The organism is Bacillus sp. KNSH39 (genome assembly GCF_052656585.1).
Genome location: NZ_JBQXYO010000001.1, coordinates 2,884,475 through 2,902,456 on the forward strand (window position 1 = coordinate 2,884,475; position 17,982 = coordinate 2,902,456).

The window sequence follows — 17,982 nt, forward strand, 5'->3', positions numbered from 1 at the left end:
TCACTTGCAAAATTAACTTTTTTCTCTTGGTTATTTTTCGGAGAATCCAATCTTAAACTAATAGATTTACTAAATAATTTAGGATCAAAATAATTATTCATTACTTTTCTTAACTTACCTTCAGATATTTTCGTATTACAAGAAAACAAAGGATGAAAATCATGTTAATATATTTTTATACAATTAAGAATTTAATTTACAAGGGGGATTATATATGTTTAAAAAAATGGCCGCAGATGTATTAGGACTAAGCGATGTAGGTTCTGTTATTACACCTAAAGACTATGATAAGGTCGATGCCGATGATTATGTAATGCATGAAGATGGAGAGAAAATTTACTTTCTAATTAAATCGAAATCAGATGAATATTGCTTCACAAACAAAGGGTTAATTCACTTAGACGGTACAAGCGCAACAAGTAAAAAACGTACACTACGCCGCTTTCGTTATAGTAAATATCAAATTAAAAACGTAGCACTCGAAACTGCAGGAACGATTGATTTAGATGTAGAAATTAAGTTTCAAATGGGCGATGAACATTACTCAATTGATGTTCATAAAAAACATATTGAAGAATTAAAAGATTTATATAAGGCTTTACTTAAAATCGAAGAAATTTCATACGACAACGATATTACATTACAATATGCACATAAAAGTTTAGATATGGCATCTAATGCCTTTAGCCGCATTTCAAACGCACAAGTAAATTTAGCAGAGCAATTTAAAGAAATGAACGAGATTGCCTTTAACTGGCTTGTTGATACGAAGAAACAATATAATGTGAAAGATTATGGTTTTGTATTTGAGAAGTTTATTAACAACTAATTTCAAATACACAAAAAACCTTGTTATCAAAAGATAACAAGGTTTTCTTAGCGTCACAGGAGAGATTCGAACTCCCGCTCCGCCCATTTCCGTACTATTTTATATATTTTGATCGCAGTCTTAATATATCTTCTCCTTCGCGAATGCCTGCCGATCCCTTCCTCACATTTTTTACGACAGTCCAATTCGGGTTAGTTTCATCACCGATGTTCTGTACTGTAAAATTGCCATCACCATATTTTCGGTGGCCTTCTGCCAATTTCTCCGTTAAATCATTCTCATTTGATCTCGCCATCTTTGCGCCATCTCCCTTTTTTATACGACCTTCTTAAACCATCTAACCAATCACAGGTCCAGTCAATTGGAGATTCTCATTTTCCGCTTCTATTAATTGTAACACACTGCCGGGGATAAGTTCCGATAACTGCTGCTCAACCGTACTAGAATGGTAAAGAATTTTATAATATTGCAAGTAAACAATTAAGAGAATCTGGATATGGATTTGAGTTCCATCATAAACCTATTAATTCTTTAAATTAAATAAGATGAATAGGGCGCATAAATGGCGCTCTTTTTATTTAAGAAAAAAAGTACATATGCAACTGCTTAATATCAAAGGAAAGGTCGCAAATATTAAGCATGAACTACACTTATAACCCAAACATCAAATTTTAGACAAACAAAAAACCCTGTTATCTTTTGATAACAAGGTTTTTTTAGCGTCCCAGGAGAGATTCGAACTCCCGACCGTACGCTTAGAAGGCGTATGCTCTATCCGGCTGAGCTACTGGGACATGGAGCGGGTGAAGAGAATCGAACTCTCGACCAGAGCTTGGAAGGCTCTTGTTTTACCACTAAACTACACCCGCATATGTTATTTTCTTTTCTTCGTTAGCGCCGTTGCCCTATCGACAATATTTATTATATGTATAACCACACATAAAGTCAACACCTTTTTTAAAAGAGGATAAATTTTCTTATCCTCTTTTAAAAACTGCCTGTTCAACTAGTTGTCCGTCTAACGTTTCAAAACGAACTTCCATTTGATTTTCATCCATTTCTAATAAAGCAAATGTCTTTTCTACACGCTGACGTGGTAATAAAATACTGCCTGGATTAATAAATAAAACGCCCTCGATTAATTCCGCACCTAATACGTGAGAATGTCCGAAGCATGCAACTTGCGCTCCCACTTCTTCAGCATGGTACGCTAGCGTTTGTAATGTCATTTTTACATTATGTCGATGCCCATGTACAACTAAGAAGCGAATTCCATCTACATCAGTTACAATTTCATCTTGAAAGTTAGCATAATCACAATTTCCTTTTACAACATGGAAACCTTGCAGCTCTTCATGAGCAGGCGTTAGCTCTGAATCACCGCAATGAATCATGATATCTACTTTCCCTTCATACTTCTCTTTTAACTGCTGTAATTCCTTCACAGAGCTATGACTATCGCTTACGATTAAAGCTTTCATCAATCTCTCTCCCTTATTCTCCTAAAAACCATTCAGGGATTTTTTCTTCTAGCTTACGAAGAGCACGTCCGCGGTGACTAATAGCATTTTTTTCATCTGAACTTAATTCCGCCATTGCTTTTTTGTATTCTTCCACATAAAAGATCGGATCGTATCCAAAGCCATTTTCTCCGCGGCGTTGTTCTAAAATAAATCCTTCACATGTCCCGTTTACAATGACAGGCTTTTTATCACCTTCAGGGAAAGCTACTGCTAATGCACAGTAGAAGCGAGCTTTACGCTTATCAAACGGTATTTCATTTAATTCTTGTAAAACTTTATCAATATTCGCTTGATCATCTTTTGGCTCTCCAGCAAAACGAGCTGAATACACGCCTGGTTTCCCATTTAACGCATCTACAATAAGACCTGAATCATCCGCAATTACAATTGCATTCAACTGTCTACTCAAACTATCCGCTTTTAAGATCGCATTTTCTTCAAATGTTTCACCAGTTTCTTCGACTTCTTCAATATGAGGAAAATCGTGTAATGATTTCACTTCTAAATCAAATCGCTCAAATAACTCAGCAAATTCACGTACTTTCCCCATATTTTTTGTCGCTACAACAACTTGTTTCATACTTTCCACCTCTACTCTATATGAGATACGATGTCACCTAACGCTTCTTTTTGCATATCAATCAGTTGGAAAATGCCTTGTTCTGCTGCATCAAGTAATTCATTTAACTGCGCTCTACTAAACGTCGCTTCTTCTCCAGTTCCTTGCACTTCAACAAACTGACCTTTTCCAGTCATAATTACATTCATATCAACGTCTGCTTTAGAATCTTCTGCATAGTTTAAATCTAAAACAACACCTTGCTCTTCAACAATCCCTACTGACGTTGCTGCTAAATAATCTTTTACTGGAATTTTAGATACTTTTTCTGCTTGTAATAACTTCTCAAACGCTAATACCATCGCTACGTATGCACCTGTAATAGAAGCTGTTCTCGTTCCACCATCTGCTTGGATGACATCACAGTCAATCCAAACTGTTCTCTCGCCAAGCGCTTCTAAATCAACTACCGCACGTAATGCTCGTCCAATTAAGCGCTGGATTTCCATTGTACGCCCTGTTACTTTCCCTTTGCTTGACTCCCTAATCGTACGTTGTTCTGTTGCACGCGGAATCATCGCGTATTCAGCTGTTACCCATCCTTTTCCTTCTCCACGCATAAACGGTGGTACACGCTCTTCAATTGTTGCTGAGCAAATCACCTTTGTATCCCCAACTTCAATTAATACAGATCCCTCTGGATGTTTTAAATAATTCGTATGAATATGTATATGGCGTAATTCTGTTTTCTCTCTACCATCTACTCGCATAAAAATAACCTCCTCTTAATTACTACTCGTTAGTATAGCCAAATTTAAATGTATGATATGTATACAATAAAAGAAGGAGAACCCAAAAAGCAATTCTCCTTTCTTACTTAAGTATATCAAATTATTCAAGATTAAAAACTACCTGTATTCACGTTTTCTGGACGATCTACAGGTTTTATTAACTTTCCGCCCTTTTCATCTATAAGATTTGCTTTTCCATTCACTTCAATAGAAATATTTTTCACACCTTTCTTTTCTGTTAAAGATAAAACTAACGACTTCAATACGTAATTTGAGATCATATTTTTATCTGGGTTTACAAATATATTTTCATTAAAGTTTAATGTAAGATTTCCGTCTTGTAATTTCGGATTCGTAATAAGCTTAACGCCTGGATTAAAATCATTCAGGAGCGATTGATGGATCGGACCTTTTACAAGTTCATCTATAATTGCTGCATAGTCATTTTCTTTACCTTCCGCAACGCGGCGTGTGACTGGTACGTAGTATTGCTGTTTATTATTATTTTGCGCCATAAAATACAGTGTGACTGGTTTTGTATTTGTTACATCTGCTACTTGTTCATCATCGAAGTTAATACCATTTGCACGGCTCACTCCTTCACCAAGCGGTGTACCACCAACCGGCATCTTTGCCAATTTCTCACCATTTATTTGGAACTGCACTTGTTTTATCTCTGTAAATTGCGTCAACGTCCAAGCTATAGATTCAACGATTTGACGCTCTTCTTCTTTCGCATAGTTTTTCATTTCTTTAGAGAAATCAATAACTGCCGTTCCGTCCTTTTTCAAATCTAAAGTCATCGTTGTATTCGCCGGAATGACTGCACGAAACCCATTCGGTAATAAATTCGTTACCGGTCCATCTTTCACAAGGTATTCTAACGTTTGCTTCACAGTCTCATTTGCTTTCGGAGTAGGTATAGCTAACGTTTGTGGTACAACATAACCATTTTTATCAACAAGGTATAGTTCTCTGTTTACCATTTGCCCTTGCTTATCTTTTTTAGCTACTTCTTTCTTCCCACCCTCTGTATACGTAACTTGTTTTGGCGGATCAATTTGTTCAGTTGCTTTCTCTTGATTTATAAAGCCACACCCTGTTAGTAAAACAGCGCTCACAGTAGCACCAACAACCCATTTAAAAGTGGATTTAGGCATGCCATTCCCCCCTAAAATCTAAGTTTGTACTATTATGTATACGAGCTGTTTCACGTTTTAGAACAAGCTGCGCCTCTTATAAATTGAAACTTTAATCAACAGGGGTCTTACTCCCCAGCAAATAGCAAGATAAAACAAAAACTCCTGATTTCTCAGGAGCTCACTTATATAAATTCTACTATTATTCTTTTTCTAAATGAATATGCTTCACATTTTCAATCGGTTGACCGAACCATTTTGATGCAATTTCTTTAAACAAGCCTATTTTTCCTGTTGTTAAGAAGAGATGATCGCTTTGTTCTTCTCCTTCATTCAACATTTTACTATGATATAAGATTGTACTTACTTCACGTGCTGTTTCATCACCAGAACTAATTAGTTGCACTTTATCTCCCATTACTTTTTTAATAACAGGTCCTAAAATCGGATAATGTGTACACCCTAATATAAGTGTATCAATATCGGTACTTTTCAGTGGTTGCAACGTTTCTCTTACAACTTCATACGCCATTTCACTTTCGAAATTCCCACTCTCTACAAGTTCAACGAAAGGTGGACAAGCTAAACTTTCTACCATAACACGGTTATTAATAGACTTTAACGCCTCTTCGTATGCACCACTTTTCACCGTTCCAATCGTTCCAATAATCCCAACGTGATACGTGTTTGTCACTTTTAAAGCTGTACGTGATCCTGGGTGAATAACTCCTACTACTGGAATTGGTAATTGTTTTTGCATCTCTTCTAATACAACTGCAGTTGCTGTATTACACGCAATAACTAACATTTTAATATTTAAATCTAGTAAATGCTCTGTCATTTCCCACGTAAATTGACGTACTTCTTCTCGAGAACGTGGACCATAAGGACAACGTGCTGTATCTCCTAAATATATGATACGCTCTTTTGGCAACTGACGAATTAATTCCTTCGCTACTGTTAAACCGCCAACTCCTGAATCGATAACACCGATTGCTCTATTCAACTTCATCACCCGTTTTCTCATTCATCATCTTTTATGTTTATCATTATATTTTACACACTTTAAGTTCGCTCACTTCAAATGCTTCTGTATGAAAATTTTCATTTTCCCATGTATAGACTAGGACCTTTTTTATTTTGCTCCTTTTTTTCGTAATTTGCAAGATAGAAAAATAACCGACCTTCTATAAGAAAGTCGGTTTCTTCTATATAAAGTGCATATTCATTGCTCCATCTTTTTTTGAAAAGAAGACATTCCCATTAATAAGAAGAAATGAGCAGCAATTAAAATGACGATTAAAATAAAATTCAATCGATAACTATTTGTAGATTCCATAATTTTGCTCGCTACAGCTGGTCCAAATGCCATACCGAAAAAGTTAATTAAATTATATAAACCAAGACCGACTCCAACTTTAGCTGGATTTAATGTTTTCGGGATAAATGTGTTTAATGATACTTGAATTGCCGAATAACTCATAAATGTTAAAATAACCGCAAATAAAATAAAGAGTAAGTTCCCGTCCGGAATAATCCCTAAAATTAAAAAGCCAATGATCATAACTACAGAAGCTACATACATCATCTTCACATTCCCAAACGAAGGAATAATCTTTCCGGTAATAAAACTAGATACAATACCAAAGAGAGATGCAATAAACAATACAATTCCAATAACGAATGGAGACAATCCATGTCCTCTTCCTAACAGTAATGGTAATAATAATAAACTAGCACATAACGCCACATTAATGATAAATCCGACCGCTATTAAACGAAGTAATGGTTTATTTGTAAATAACTCAATATCAATAAACGGCGACTCCGTTCTCTTCATATGAGCCTTAAATAAAAATAGAAAAACAACAGATAACACAAAAAGCCAACTATTAATATTAACTCCTAATAAAATGGTCGTAATCAATACAAATAATAAAACTGCTCCAATGAAATCAAAGCGAAACACTTCATCTGTATGTCGCACCTCTTCTGGCATAAATTTTACGAGTAAGAAAATACCAATCATTGAAATAACCATAAATAAAAATAAATACGGCCACCCTAACGTATTTGTAATTGCCCCACCTACTAAAGGTCCAATACCAACCGCTAATGCAATAGAAGAACTAATCATTGCTAACGCACCTGGTTTTTTAGCTGGAGCAACTAATTTCGCCACCGCAATCATACTAAGCGCAATAAACGCTGCTCCCCCGCTCGCCTGCACTAACCTTGCGAAAATGATAATTTCATAAGATTGATTCACAAATCCAACAATAGAACCAGCTACAAATATGATAATAGAGATAATTAATAGTCTTTTTACACTGTAACGATCAGCCAGCTTTCCATATATTATCGAACCAATACCGACAACTAAGGAATACCCTACTACAACCCAGCTTACTTTCGATTGACTAATTGATAAATCATTGGCAATATCCTCTAGCGCTACATTAAATAACACAGCGTTCATCGGTCCTAACAAAACAATAAAACATAATGTAAAAACAAACCATTTCGAATGGTTTCTTATATTTTTCCCCATGTGTAACACTCTCCTGATTGCAATTTTAAAACTATCAAACTATAGATAAAAAAATGAACTTATTTAAATGTTGTATCACCACTAAACAACTTCATTAAATGTGTAAAAGTTGCTAATTTATCGCGCGATAAATTGAATTCGAAACGAAACACGTATGTTGTTCGATATTCATGGAACTATCATAGTTTCAGCATTACAGTTTGTCAACGAAAAATATACAAAGTAAACTAATTAAGTCTTTTTAGTTTACTTTGTTCAAAAGTTATTATACACTAATTTCGAAGCCGATATAAGGAGGACTGGCATGATTATTCAAATTTACATTTTTTAACTTAATAAAATGAAACGCATACAGAACTTTTATATAGAAGAGACATTATAGGAGGATTATGATGAAGAGAAAAATGTTAGTTGTATTAACAAGCGTAGAAAAATACCCAAATTTAAATAGGGCTACCGGACTTTGGCTTGGTGAAGCTGTACATTTCGTAAAAAAAGTAGAAGAAGCTGGTTACGAAGTTGATTACGTCAGTCCACAAGGCGGTTATACACCAATTGATCCACATAGTTTAGCAATGGCGGAGAGTATCGATTGGGAATGGTATCAAAAGAAAGAGTTTATGAATCGCCTCGGTTCTACAATGAAACCAAGTGAAGTGAATCCAGAAGACTACGCTGTTATTTATTACGCAGGTGGCCACGGGGTTATTTGGGACTTCCCAGAAAATAAAGAACTTCAAAATATTAGCCGCAATATTTATGAAAACGGCGGAATTGTTTCTTCGGTTTGTCATGGAGCTGCTGGTTTATTTCATATTACATTAAGCAATGGGGATCGTTTAATTAGCGGTAAGAAGGTAACAGGTTTTTCAAATGAAGAAGAAAAATTAGCTGAATTAGATCAATTCGTTCCATTTTTAACAGAAGATGAACTCATTAAAAATGGAGGACTTTACGAAAAAGCCGCGCAACCGTGGGAAGCTTATGCTCTAGAAGATAATCGTGTTATCACTGGTCAAAACCCAGCTTCAGGTGGTCTAGTAGCCGAATTAGTATTAAAACAGTTGCAAAAATAATATGTACTAAAAAAGCAGATTCTCCTCTATTAAGGGAGATCTGCTTTTTTACGAAATCATTTGCAAAATAGCAATAACTTCTTTTTCAATTTCAGAATCATCAATTGCTTCTATATACTCTGGTTTAAAAAGTTGATACTTCTTTAATTGATAAAAATCAAGTATCGCTTTCTTTAACGTAATATCGTACTGAATACAAAAAGAATGATCTATAATACGTCTTAACATCACATCATCTTGTACCATAAATAATTGTGCATTCATTTTATTAAAATAACCTTGTTCCATACCCGCTTCAAAAAACATTTGCAAATTATGGTTACGATTTTGTTGGGCAGCGACTAATTGATCCGACAAATGCGGATATGCTTCTTTCAAATCTTGCAAAAAAACATCCGAAATATATGTCACACATTTTAAAGAATGGATAAACGTCTTTTGGAAACGTTCTGTAAATGACATACTTTCATCTTGATTATCCGCATCACCTTCGAGTAGATAGTTCATGAAATCCTCTACTACCGCCTCAATAATTTCATCTTTCGAAGAAAAACGTTTATATAAAGTAGCTTTACTAATATCCATATATTTCGCAATTTCATCTATTTTCAATTGGCTAAAACTTGTCTTTCTAATAATGGGCTTTATTTTATTAATATAAGTATTTGCACATGCGACTTTTCTCATTTAAAAGAGCCTCCCCTTTTGTCCATACAAAATAGTATAGCAAATTCACGAATGATTATAAATGAAGTTATTATACTCACTATGCCTTTTTAGTTTATTACATTTTCATATACTATACATAAAAAACTGTAATCAATTATTACCAACTGGACGGTTACAAACCAATTTCGAGGCGGGAATTTTAGAATACAGTGAAACTTTAATCAGTGGGGGGCGTTCATCCCCACTGATTATTAGCTCTCACCAATCGGGGTCCTACTGCCCGGCAAATAGAGGGATAAAAATACCCACTACCTTTGTTAGTAGCGGGTACTTTTTCTATAATTTATTTACAGCCCTTTTTATAACCTTACCTATTTCCACGCTAGACTGTGGATTTTGTCCTGTAATTAAATGACCATCTACTACTACATGCGGCGTAAAATTGGGGGCTACATAAAACAAAGCTCCTTCTTCTTTCAACTTACTTTCTAGCAAAAACGGAACGCGCTTTTCTAAATGTACAGCTCTTTCTTCATCGTTTGTATAACCTGTTATACGCTTACCCGCAACAAAAAACGAGCCATCCTTATTTTTCACACCGACTAAAGAGCTTACTCCGTGACAAACAGCCGCTACAATCCGGTTATTGTTATACATATTCTCAATCAAATTTGCTACATATGGATTACCTGGAAAATCTACAATCGCCCCGTGCCCACCACCAAATAAAACCGCATCATAATCCGAAAAATGAACATTTGAAATCGGCTTCGTATTTTGCAATAAAGAAGCTACATGCTTGAATTCGCGAGGTATACCATTCGGAATAGACACTCTATCTATAGGTACTCTCCCGCCTTTTATTGACACAATATCAACATCAAACTTAGCCTTTTTTAATACATGATAAGGAGCTGCGAGCTCTTCAAGCCACAAACCAGTCGGGTGTCCATTCATATCATGAGCACTTGTTGAAACTAACAGTATCCTTTTCAACATATCCCCTCCTTATTACCTATTTATGTATGAAACGTTTTTATCATTCATATAGCAAGTGAAGCAAACAAAAAAATAGCCGACTTTTATATAAAAGTCGGCTGCTTTCTTATAATTCGAGCTCTCCCATACGAAGAAGCTCCACAACTGCTTGTGAACGTCCTTTAACCCCTAGCTTTTGCATTGCGTTTGAGATGTGGTTGCGAACTGTCTTTTCACTTATAAAAAGTTCACCTGCAATTTCCTTCGTTGTTTTATCTTGAACCAGCAATTCAAATACTTCTCTCTCTCTTTGTGAGTAAAGGTTTAGATTGATACGCTTTTTCCTTCAACTGGTATAACCCTCCTTGCTTAAGCCAGAGCTGTGTATGTGTAAGTTGGGTGTTTATTTAGTCAAGATATTGTATGAACGAAATGTGCAGGTGGTGAATGAAAATGGGCTTTATTTCCTATGTTATTTTAGACTTTTATACAGTGCGTACACTCTTTTTATCCACTTACTTTCCGACGCGCCATATTTGTTCTAGCAATATACTTACAACCGTACCTACAAATAAGCCATTACCGAATATATATTGCATAACAGACGGCAAGGATTGGAGTGCTCCAGACGGTAAAAACATAACGCCGCTGCCAAATAATACTGCAACGCCTAAAATCGTTACATTCCTTTCACTCATCGGCACTTGTTTTATATTATTAAATCCAATTCCAATTAACTGTACGAACGAAGCCATTAAAACAGCCGATGCGACAGCTGATGGTAAAGATGCTAAGTAACGAATAATACTTGGAAAAAGAGACATTACGACTAGTAACGCACATGCCATTAAGAACGATCGGATATATTTTTGTTTTGTTAAACGTATAAATCCTGCCGTTGCTGGTAACGGAACGACACCTACAGTTGAAAATACAGAAGAGATGATATGCGAAATCCCCCCAACCCATGTTCCATCTTTCAACTGTTTTTGTTCAATAGTCGCTTTATGAATAGTTGCTTGATTAATTGCTATAATAGCTGCCACCGTATTCGAAACTAAAATACATACCATAACAAAACTTGATACAGCCATACCTGTATTCCATTTTGGAAGTCCCCAAGCAAATATATGTGGAAGTTGCACAAAATGAGTTACTTGAGATGGGATTGTCACTTTTCCTGCAATGAGAAAAATAATCCACCCACTAATTAATCCTATTAAAACTGCATAACTTTTGACAAAGCCTTTTCCAAAATTAGATAGTATAATAACGAACAGAAATATACTAAACGCGATCATTGCTGTAAATCCGTCGATTTGAGAAATAGTAGCTGTAATTCCTAACATTCCTTTTAAAAACACACCACTTAATTGTAAACATAATAAAAGTAAAAACGTCCCTGTCACAAGCGGCGTAAATAAAAATAAAATACGTCCTATAAAACCAGTTATTCCTAATCCTATTAAAATAATACCGGAGATTATCATTCCTAATTCTAAAATTTGCAGTGTACTATGTAATTGATCTTGTCCGGCCGTTGCATAAGCAAGTACGGTAAATACACCAACCCAAGATCCAGCCGGCCCATCCGCAATTGGTAGTCTATGCCCAAGCCATCCTTGTAAAAAAGAAGATATACCAACTACAAAAAACGTACGCTGCATTAAATAAAATATTTCTTCCGTCGTAAGATGAAATAATCCGCCAACGACAATTGGTAGTGCGATTGAATTTGCTAATAAAAATATAAACCATTGTAAAGTTCCCATAATATGATTTTGGTTATGTTGATTGTCCAATTTTTTCATCCCTTCTAGCTTTCCTATAAAAATATATTGTAAGAATAAAAAAGAAGAGTTCTATCCTCACCATTAGAACCCTCCTCAAAATATTTAAACGATTCTTCTACACAAGATTATTTAATTCCACCTCATTTAAACTTCCAACAACAATATTTCCTTTATACACGACTAAACGTTTTTCTGTTTGACGCGCTACTGCTTCAGCAGCGCATGTCGCATTCGTCAAAACAAAGCTCGCTTCATCCCCTACATTCGGCCATACTCGCTTCCCTTCCTTATTTAACGTTTCTTTTCCTCCTGTAATAAAGCGGAGTGCTTTTCCTAAAGACCTTTCGTCACTCCACCCAAAACGCTCTGCTAATCGATTCGCCTTTTGAAGCATATCACCTGTTCCAAACGGTGACCAATGATCTGTAATGCTATCATTGCCTAATGAAACCTTAACACCTTTTTTATCTAATAACGGAATTGGGATTACTTGTTTACCAATTGGCACTGTTGAAGTAATATCAATATTTACATTTGCGAGTCTTTCTGCCACTTCTTCAGCCTCTTTATCAGTAACACCACCAAGTCCAAGTGCATGACTAATCGTTACACGGCCTTGCCATCCTGCTTCTTCTGTTAAACTTGCCAATCTCTTCATCGTAAACGTTCCAAGGTTATTCGCATCGTGCAAATGAATATCAACATCCGCATTAAATTCGACTGCGATATCCATAATTGTATGTAATGACTTTTCAATGTCATTATCCACTGTAGCTGGATCTACTCCTCCGACTAGATGGGCACCCATACGCATCGCATCTTTCACGAGTTGCACAGAATTACTGCGCAATAATCCATGTTGCGGAAACGCAACAATTCTACTAGATACTCGATTTTTATATGTTTCTAATGCCGCTAACGTCGCCTCCAAATTACCAAGCCCAATAATTGGATCAACATTACAATGCGTTCTAATATTCGTTGCACCATTTTGCAGTAGTAACTCTAGCATATTTTCCGCTCTATTTTGAGCAGTCGCTAATTGCTTTGGTAAAATTTTTTCTTCTTCATTAAAACGTGTAAAAATACTTTCTGCTGGCATACAAGCTTTCCATGGGCCACTATAATATGTTTTATCAATGTGAATGTGCATCTCTTTGAAAGCTGGCAACATTAATAAGTTCTTAGCATCAAAAGTTACTATATCTTCCTCTTGAACAATCCCTTTTATAATTTTTTTAATTCGACCATCTTCAATAAGTAAACTGCATAATTCTGTTTCTGTTTGTGAAATTCTCTCTTCTTCATATGTATATCCTGATTCAAGCATTACGTTAGTCAACCAATATACTGTCATCTCTATTTCCCCACCCTTTATTAAAAATCACCTCATAACTACAAGTTTAATATCCACTGAAAATTAAGACAATTAATACGATCGCTTCTCACAAAAAAAATGTAATACAACCCCATAGTCTTCTCATAAATTTCCATATAGAATAAAAGTATGCAGTTTGATATAAAAAGGAGTTGATTGGAATATGTCAAAAAGGTTATGTAAATCCGAAACTGATAAAATGCTATTTGGTATATGTGGTGGTTTAGGAGAATATTTTGATATTAGCTCTACTCTTATTCGTATCATTTGGGTTATTGCTGTTTTATGTTTTGGGACAGGATTTTTAGTTTATTTCATTTGTTTATTACTTATGCCACGTTCGTACTAATGGCATCATTTCACATACTTAAGAAGAGCAAATCACCTATAGAATCCTATAGGTGATTTTTTCATGAAGAATATTTCATCGTTAAATGTAATACCGCCACTTCTTCTTCTTCATTTTTATAAATATGCTTCTTATTCGCTTCAAATTGAATGGAATCAAACTCATTTAATTCGTATACATCATTCTCCACTTGAATAGACACTTTCCCTTTCATTACCGTTACAAGCTCAATCGCACCTTCATGATGAGCTTCTGGCTCATATATACTATTTGATCGTAAACAAGCACGGTGCATTTCCATCCCTGTTTCTTTCGTATAACGGAACATCGTTTCTAAATGCCACGCTTGTCCTTCATCTACTGCAAATCCTTCCCCACAGCGCGCAACAGCTACAGGTTCTCCAGCAACCATTAATCTGGATAAAGGAATTGATAACCCTTTCGTTATTTTCCAAATGACAGCTAGTGTCGGATTTGTTTCCCCTCTTTCTATCTTTCCTAATGTTAATTTACTAACTCCTGTTTTATGGGCTAATTCTTCTAAACTTAATTTCTGTTCATTTCGAATTTGTCTCAATAACTGTCCAACTTGTTGAATGACTTCTTTCGTTTGCATATCTTCATTTTCTTTCATATATAAAACCACCTCAAAGTATAAAATAGTTTACTTTTAACAATTTAAAGTATATCATACTATACATAATTATTTATTTTCGAAAGGAGTGCTATACTTCATGCGCGCAATTTTATTAGGTCTTTTATCATCGGCCTTTTTTTCTGCAACCTTTATTATTAATAGAGCAATGAATGTATCTGGAACGAGCTGGGCTTGGACAGCTTCCTTCCGTTTTTTATTTGCTCTTCCTATTTTATTCCTTATCGTTTTATTTCGCAAAAACTTTAGGGGATTATGGGAAGAGTTAAAAAAACATCCATTGGCATGGATCGGATGGGGTTCTGTTGCCGGTATTGGTTTTTATTCTTTATTAAGTTTCTCAGCTGTCTTTTCTCCAGCTTGGCTCGTTGCTGGAACTTGGCAAGTTACGATTTTAGCTGGTTTACTACTATCACCACTATTTTTCGTGAAAATAGAAACAAAATCAGGTACGAAACTTGTACGCGGAAAAATTCCACTTCGTAGCTTATATGTTGCATTATTTATTTTACTTGGTGTAATTTGTATGCAAGCAACTGCCGCAGGCCATATTACAATGACTCAGTTCATTTCAGGTTTTTTACCTGTCGTATTAGCCGCTTTCTTATATCCGTTCGGTAACCGAAAAATGATGGAGCTTGTTGGTGGACGCCTTGATACGTTCCAACGTGTATTAGGAATGGCAATTGGAAGTCTTCCTATAACAATCTTGCTTGGTATATACGGATTTTCTACTACTGGCATTCCAACATCCAACCAAATGCTTCAAGGATTTTTGTTAGCATTATGTTCCGGCGTTATTGCAACGATGACATTTTTCTTTGCTACTGACTTAGCAAAAGATAACCTCGCTCTACTTGGAGCTGTTGAAGCAACACAAGCTGGAACGATGGTCTTTACCGTACTTGGAGAAATCATTTTCTTAAATGGTTCACTCCCTGGAGGACTTTCTCTCATCGGAATGATTATTATCATGTTAGGAATGGTTGCAAATAGTATTTTAAACCGTTCTGTTCCAGTCGTTAAACAGAAAAAATCGGCATAAAAAAAGGGTATGGTTCTATAGAGATGAACCATACTCTTTTTTATTGTCCCCCTATTTCGCCTTATCAGAATAGTATTTCATTGGCTGTTTATGCTAAAACTTATGTTATAATACGTTTCATGCGCATTAATAGGAGGTAAATTATGTTAAAAAAAGCAATCGCTGAATTTATTGGTACATTTGTACTTGTATTATTCGGAACTGGAGTAGCTGTCACTGGCGGCGGAATTGAAGGAATTGGAACATTAGGAATCGCTATGGCTTTCGGCTTATCTATTGTAGCTATGGCATATAGCATCGGAACAATTTCTGGATGTCACATTAACCCAGCAGTATCAGTAGCTATGTTCATCAACAAACGAATGAACGCTATGGAACTTTGTTATTATGTATTAGCTCAAATTTTAGGTGGTTTATTAGGAACTGCAACGTTAGTAACAATTTTAAAATCTGCTAAAACACCTTTAGATAATTTAGGACAAAATGGTTTCGGAACTCTTGGTTTATCTGGAGCATTTTTAGTTGAGTTCATTTTAACTTTCGTATTTATTTTAGTTATCGTTGCTGTAACAGGTAAAAAAGGAAGTTCTTCTTTAGCTGGACTAGTAATTGGTTTCACATTAGTTTTAATTCACTTATTAGGAATTCCGTTAACTGGAACATCTGTTAACCCAGCTCGTAGTATCGCACCAGCTTTATTTGTTGGTGGAGAAGCACTTTCTCAACTATGGGTATTCATCGTAGCACCAATTCTTGGTGGTATCTTCGCAGCTATCGTAGGTAAATTCATTTTAAATACTGAAAAATAGAATTTTCAATATTTCTGAATAAAAAAATGCGAGCCCTCATTATGAGGAAGCTCGCTTTTTTTATTCTTTCATTTTAGACTTTAAATTTGTAACTAATTGATCTACCGTTACATTTGCAAGTACGTTTTCCATCGCTTCTTGCGCTTGCATTAAAATAATTTCTAATACTGATTGAATATTAGCTCCTACTGGACATTCAATGTTGGGATTTTCATGGAAGGAAAATAGTTGTCCTTCTTCTACAACTTCCACTGCTTTATATACATCAAGTAATGTAATTTCTTCTAAATCTCGAGCAAGTGTCGTACCACCTTTACCAGCTTGTACATCAACAAGTCCTGCTCTCTTCAACATTCCTGTAATGCGACGAATCACAACTGGATTTGTATTCACACTACCGGCAATCCATTCAGAGGTACAGCGAGAGTTTCGATCTATCGCAAGTAATGTCAGCATATGAACACCTACTGTAAAACGACTACTAATCCCCATCTGCACACCCTCCTTTTTATTCATTCTATTAAAAGACGACTCTTATTATTATATACTATTTTTAATTTATACATAAAGAAAAAGCATGATTTCAATAGGAAATCATGCTTTTCTCTCATTATTGACGCTTTATAAATTTCGCTAAATCTTTAAATTTCACTTTATCTGAGTAATTCATTACGCCGTTTACGTAAATGCGGCTTGTAACAGCATTTAATACTGCAATTGTCGCCAATAAGACTGCTAATGTTATCGTAATTTCTAGCATACCTGCTTCACCAGCTACAATACGTGAGAAGGTAACCATCGGTGTAAAAAATGGAACGTAAGAACTTACAACAACGATAGTACTATTCGGATCACTTAATGATTTAATACTAATAAAGAATGCAGCCATAATTAAAATCATTACCGGGAAAGATACAGCTTGTAAATCCTCCGTCTTAGATACGACAGCTCCAGCAGCAGCATACATCATCGCATAAAGTAAATATCCCGTAATGAAATAAACAAGAAACATGCTGATAACTTTTGCATCTAATTTCGTAAAGTCAATTGGAATACCAAATAGTGAGGCACTTTCTAAATCGACCCAACCTAACAAATATGGAATAAGATAACCACACGCCAATACGACAAGTTGCAATAACGCCGTTGAAACAACCGCTAAAATTTTCGCATACATCATCGTAAGAGGCTTCACTTTCGGAAGCATTACTTCCATTACACGTGACGCCTTTTCAGATGCAATATTCATTGCGATTGTATTTCCGAACGCTACAATAAACATATATAAAGCAAATGTAAAGAAATAGGCAATTCCGAAAGAAGATGTACGATCTTTTATCGCTTCTTGCTTTACTTGAATTTCTGTTTGTAATTGCTGTGCAATTTCTGGTGAAACATTATTTTTGGCAATCGTCACCATCGTATATTGTTGCTTTAAATATCCTGCCATAATTGCAGAAGTTGCTTGGCTTGGAAATCCATTATACATATATGTAATCGATGGAGCCCCACCCTTTTCCGTCACATGGAATAGACCATCTAAATCGCCTTCTTCTACTTGCTTATGCAGTTTATCAAAATCATCCTTTGAACCAATTGTTATTTTTGCTGATGGCAATAGCTTATTTAGCTCATCTTTTTGTACTTTATATGTGGAACTCTCTACTACAACTGCAATTTTATCTTTATCCTTATTTTTATCATCGCCTGAAGTAAAATGATTAAATGCAAAAATCCCAAACACAACTAAAAATAAAATCGCACTCGTAATTAATGATTTCTTAGATAAAAACGCTTCCCTAAAATAAAATGAAAATACGTGAGAAAATTTACGCATC

General features: G+C 35.4%; 19 protein-coding genes, 2 tRNA genes and 2 pseudogenes. 6 read left to right on the plus strand and 17 right to left on the minus strand.

Going from position 1 to position 17,982, the window contains the following annotated elements; translation table 11 throughout:
* Positions 1-214 precede the first annotated feature (214 nt).
* Positions 215-829 carry a PH domain-containing protein gene (locus ACUL40_RS14695; RefSeq protein ID WP_000473863.1) on the plus strand — a complete coding sequence of 205 codons (615 nt, stop codon included), beginning with the start codon at positions 215-217 and terminating at the stop codon, positions 827-829.
* Positions 830-923: 94 nt separating this feature from the next.
* On the opposite strand, the gene ACUL40_RS14700 is transcribed toward ACUL40_RS14695, so the two are convergent.
* Positions 924-1,124 (minus strand): hypothetical protein, encoded by a 201-nt coding sequence (locus ACUL40_RS14700; RefSeq protein ID WP_000124460.1) that lies wholly within the window; start codon positions 1,122-1,124, stop codon positions 924-926.
* A 152-nt stretch (positions 1,125-1,276) separates the two neighbouring features.
* Here ACUL40_RS14700 and ACUL40_RS14705 point away from each other — a divergent pair.
* Positions 1,277-1,369: pseudogene (locus ACUL40_RS14705) on the plus strand (DUF6572 domain-containing protein); the annotation flags it as partial.
* A gap of 180 nt (positions 1,370-1,549) precedes the next feature.
* Here the strand turns inward: ACUL40_RS14705 and ACUL40_RS14710 are convergent.
* The 8 genes from ACUL40_RS14710 to ACUL40_RS14745 all read right to left on the minus strand — a co-directional run bounded on the left by ACUL40_RS14710 (position 1,550) and on the right by ACUL40_RS14745 (position 7,392).
* Positions 1,550-1,623 (minus strand) — tRNA-Arg (locus ACUL40_RS14710).
* A gap of 1 nt (position 1,624) precedes the next feature.
* Positions 1,625-1,698 (minus strand) — tRNA-Gly (locus ACUL40_RS14715).
* Between the two features lie 108 nt (positions 1,699-1,806).
* Positions 1,807-2,310, minus strand: coding sequence for a metallophosphoesterase (locus ACUL40_RS14720; protein WP_000645488.1), 504 nt, complete (start codon positions 2,308-2,310; stop codon positions 1,807-1,809).
* 13 nt (positions 2,311-2,323) lie between these two features.
* Positions 2,324-2,932, minus strand: coding sequence for an XTP/dITP diphosphatase (locus tag ACUL40_RS14725; protein WP_000815939.1), 609 nt, complete (start codon positions 2,930-2,932; stop codon positions 2,324-2,326).
* Positions 2,933-2,943: 11 nt separating this feature from the next.
* Positions 2,944-3,681: a ribonuclease PH gene (rph, locus tag ACUL40_RS14730; RefSeq protein ID WP_001261765.1), complete on the minus strand. Its 738-nt coding sequence runs from the start codon at positions 3,679-3,681 to the stop codon at positions 2,944-2,946.
* A 131-nt stretch (positions 3,682-3,812) separates the two neighbouring features.
* Complete coding sequence (gerM, locus tag ACUL40_RS14735) at positions 3,813-4,862, minus strand: spore germination protein GerM (protein WP_001126746.1); 1,050 nt, start codon at positions 4,860-4,862, stop codon at positions 3,813-3,815.
* A gap of 181 nt (positions 4,863-5,043) precedes the next feature.
* The gene (gene racE, locus ACUL40_RS14740; RefSeq protein ID WP_000774005.1) at positions 5,044-5,853 is read right to left on the minus strand and encodes a glutamate racemase; all 810 of its coding nucleotides are present in this window, start codon (positions 5,851-5,853) and stop codon (positions 5,044-5,046) included.
* A gap of 213 nt (positions 5,854-6,066) precedes the next feature.
* Positions 6,067-7,392, minus strand: a complete 1,326-nt coding sequence (locus ACUL40_RS14745) for an MFS transporter (protein WP_445422975.1) — start codon at positions 7,390-7,392, stop codon at positions 6,067-6,069.
* 392 nt (positions 7,393-7,784) lie between these two features.
* Here ACUL40_RS14745 and ACUL40_RS14750 point away from each other — a divergent pair, with 392 nt between their 5' ends.
* Entirely contained in the window at positions 7,785-8,468 is a 684-nt protein-coding gene (locus ACUL40_RS14750) for a type 1 glutamine amidotransferase domain-containing protein (protein WP_000823847.1), read from the plus strand.
* Between the two features lie 48 nt (positions 8,469-8,516).
* On the opposite strand, the gene ACUL40_RS14755 is transcribed toward ACUL40_RS14750, so the two are convergent.
* The 5 genes and pseudogenes from ACUL40_RS14755 to ACUL40_RS14775 form a co-directional block, all read right to left on the minus strand.
* Positions 8,517-9,155 carry a TetR/AcrR family transcriptional regulator gene (locus ACUL40_RS14755; protein ID WP_001233006.1) on the minus strand — a complete coding sequence of 213 codons (639 nt, stop codon included), beginning with the start codon at positions 9,153-9,155 and terminating at the stop codon, positions 8,517-8,519.
* Between the two features lie 318 nt (positions 9,156-9,473).
* Positions 9,474-10,136 (minus strand): type 1 glutamine amidotransferase domain-containing protein, encoded by a 663-nt coding sequence (locus tag ACUL40_RS14760; RefSeq protein WP_445422976.1) that lies wholly within the window; start codon positions 10,134-10,136, stop codon positions 9,474-9,476.
* Between the two features lie 106 nt (positions 10,137-10,242).
* Positions 10,243-10,465: pseudogene (gene gerE / locus ACUL40_RS14765) on the minus strand (spore germination transcription factor GerE).
* Between the two features lie 165 nt (positions 10,466-10,630).
* The gene (locus tag ACUL40_RS14770; RefSeq protein ID WP_074048037.1) at positions 10,631-11,926 is read right to left on the minus strand and encodes a purine/pyrimidine permease; all 1,296 of its coding nucleotides are present in this window, start codon (positions 11,924-11,926) and stop codon (positions 10,631-10,633) included.
* A gap of 97 nt (positions 11,927-12,023) precedes the next feature.
* Entirely contained in the window at positions 12,024-13,265 is a 1,242-nt protein-coding gene (locus ACUL40_RS14775) for an amidohydrolase family protein (protein ID WP_000219564.1), read from the minus strand.
* 184 nt (positions 13,266-13,449) lie between these two features.
* On the opposite strand from ACUL40_RS14775, the gene ACUL40_RS14780 reads away from it, so the two are divergent.
* Positions 13,450-13,635 carry a PspC domain-containing protein gene (locus tag ACUL40_RS14780; protein ID WP_000044334.1) on the plus strand — a complete coding sequence of 62 codons (186 nt, stop codon included), beginning with the start codon at positions 13,450-13,452 and terminating at the stop codon, positions 13,633-13,635.
* A gap of 61 nt (positions 13,636-13,696) precedes the next feature.
* On the opposite strand, the gene ACUL40_RS14785 is transcribed toward ACUL40_RS14780, so the two are convergent.
* A complete protein-coding gene (locus tag ACUL40_RS14785) occupies positions 13,697-14,269 on the minus strand; it encodes a helix-turn-helix domain-containing protein (protein ID WP_000661920.1) in 573 nt (190 codons plus the stop codon).
* Between the two features lie 100 nt (positions 14,270-14,369).
* On the opposite strand from ACUL40_RS14785, the gene ACUL40_RS14790 reads away from it, so the two are divergent.
* Entirely contained in the window at positions 14,370-15,335 is a 966-nt protein-coding gene (locus ACUL40_RS14790; RefSeq protein ID WP_001201636.1) for a DMT family transporter, read from the plus strand.
* 143 nt (positions 15,336-15,478) lie between these two features.
* On the plus strand, positions 15,479-16,144 hold the full coding sequence (locus ACUL40_RS14795; protein WP_000913213.1) for an aquaporin: 666 nt from the start codon (positions 15,479-15,481) through the stop codon (positions 16,142-16,144).
* Positions 16,145-16,204: 60 nt separating this feature from the next.
* On the opposite strand, the gene ACUL40_RS14800 is transcribed toward ACUL40_RS14795, so the two are convergent.
* Together ACUL40_RS14800 and ACUL40_RS14805 are read right to left on the minus strand one after the other, a co-directional pair.
* Positions 16,205-16,636, minus strand: a complete 432-nt coding sequence (locus ACUL40_RS14800) for an Rrf2 family transcriptional regulator (RefSeq protein ID WP_000512998.1) — start codon at positions 16,634-16,636, stop codon at positions 16,205-16,207.
* A 118-nt stretch (positions 16,637-16,754) separates the two neighbouring features.
* On the minus strand, positions 16,755-17,981 hold the full coding sequence (locus ACUL40_RS14805; RefSeq protein ID WP_001224982.1) for an ABC transporter permease: 1,227 nt from the start codon (positions 17,979-17,981) through the stop codon (positions 16,755-16,757).
* Position 17,982: the final 1 nt, after the last annotated feature.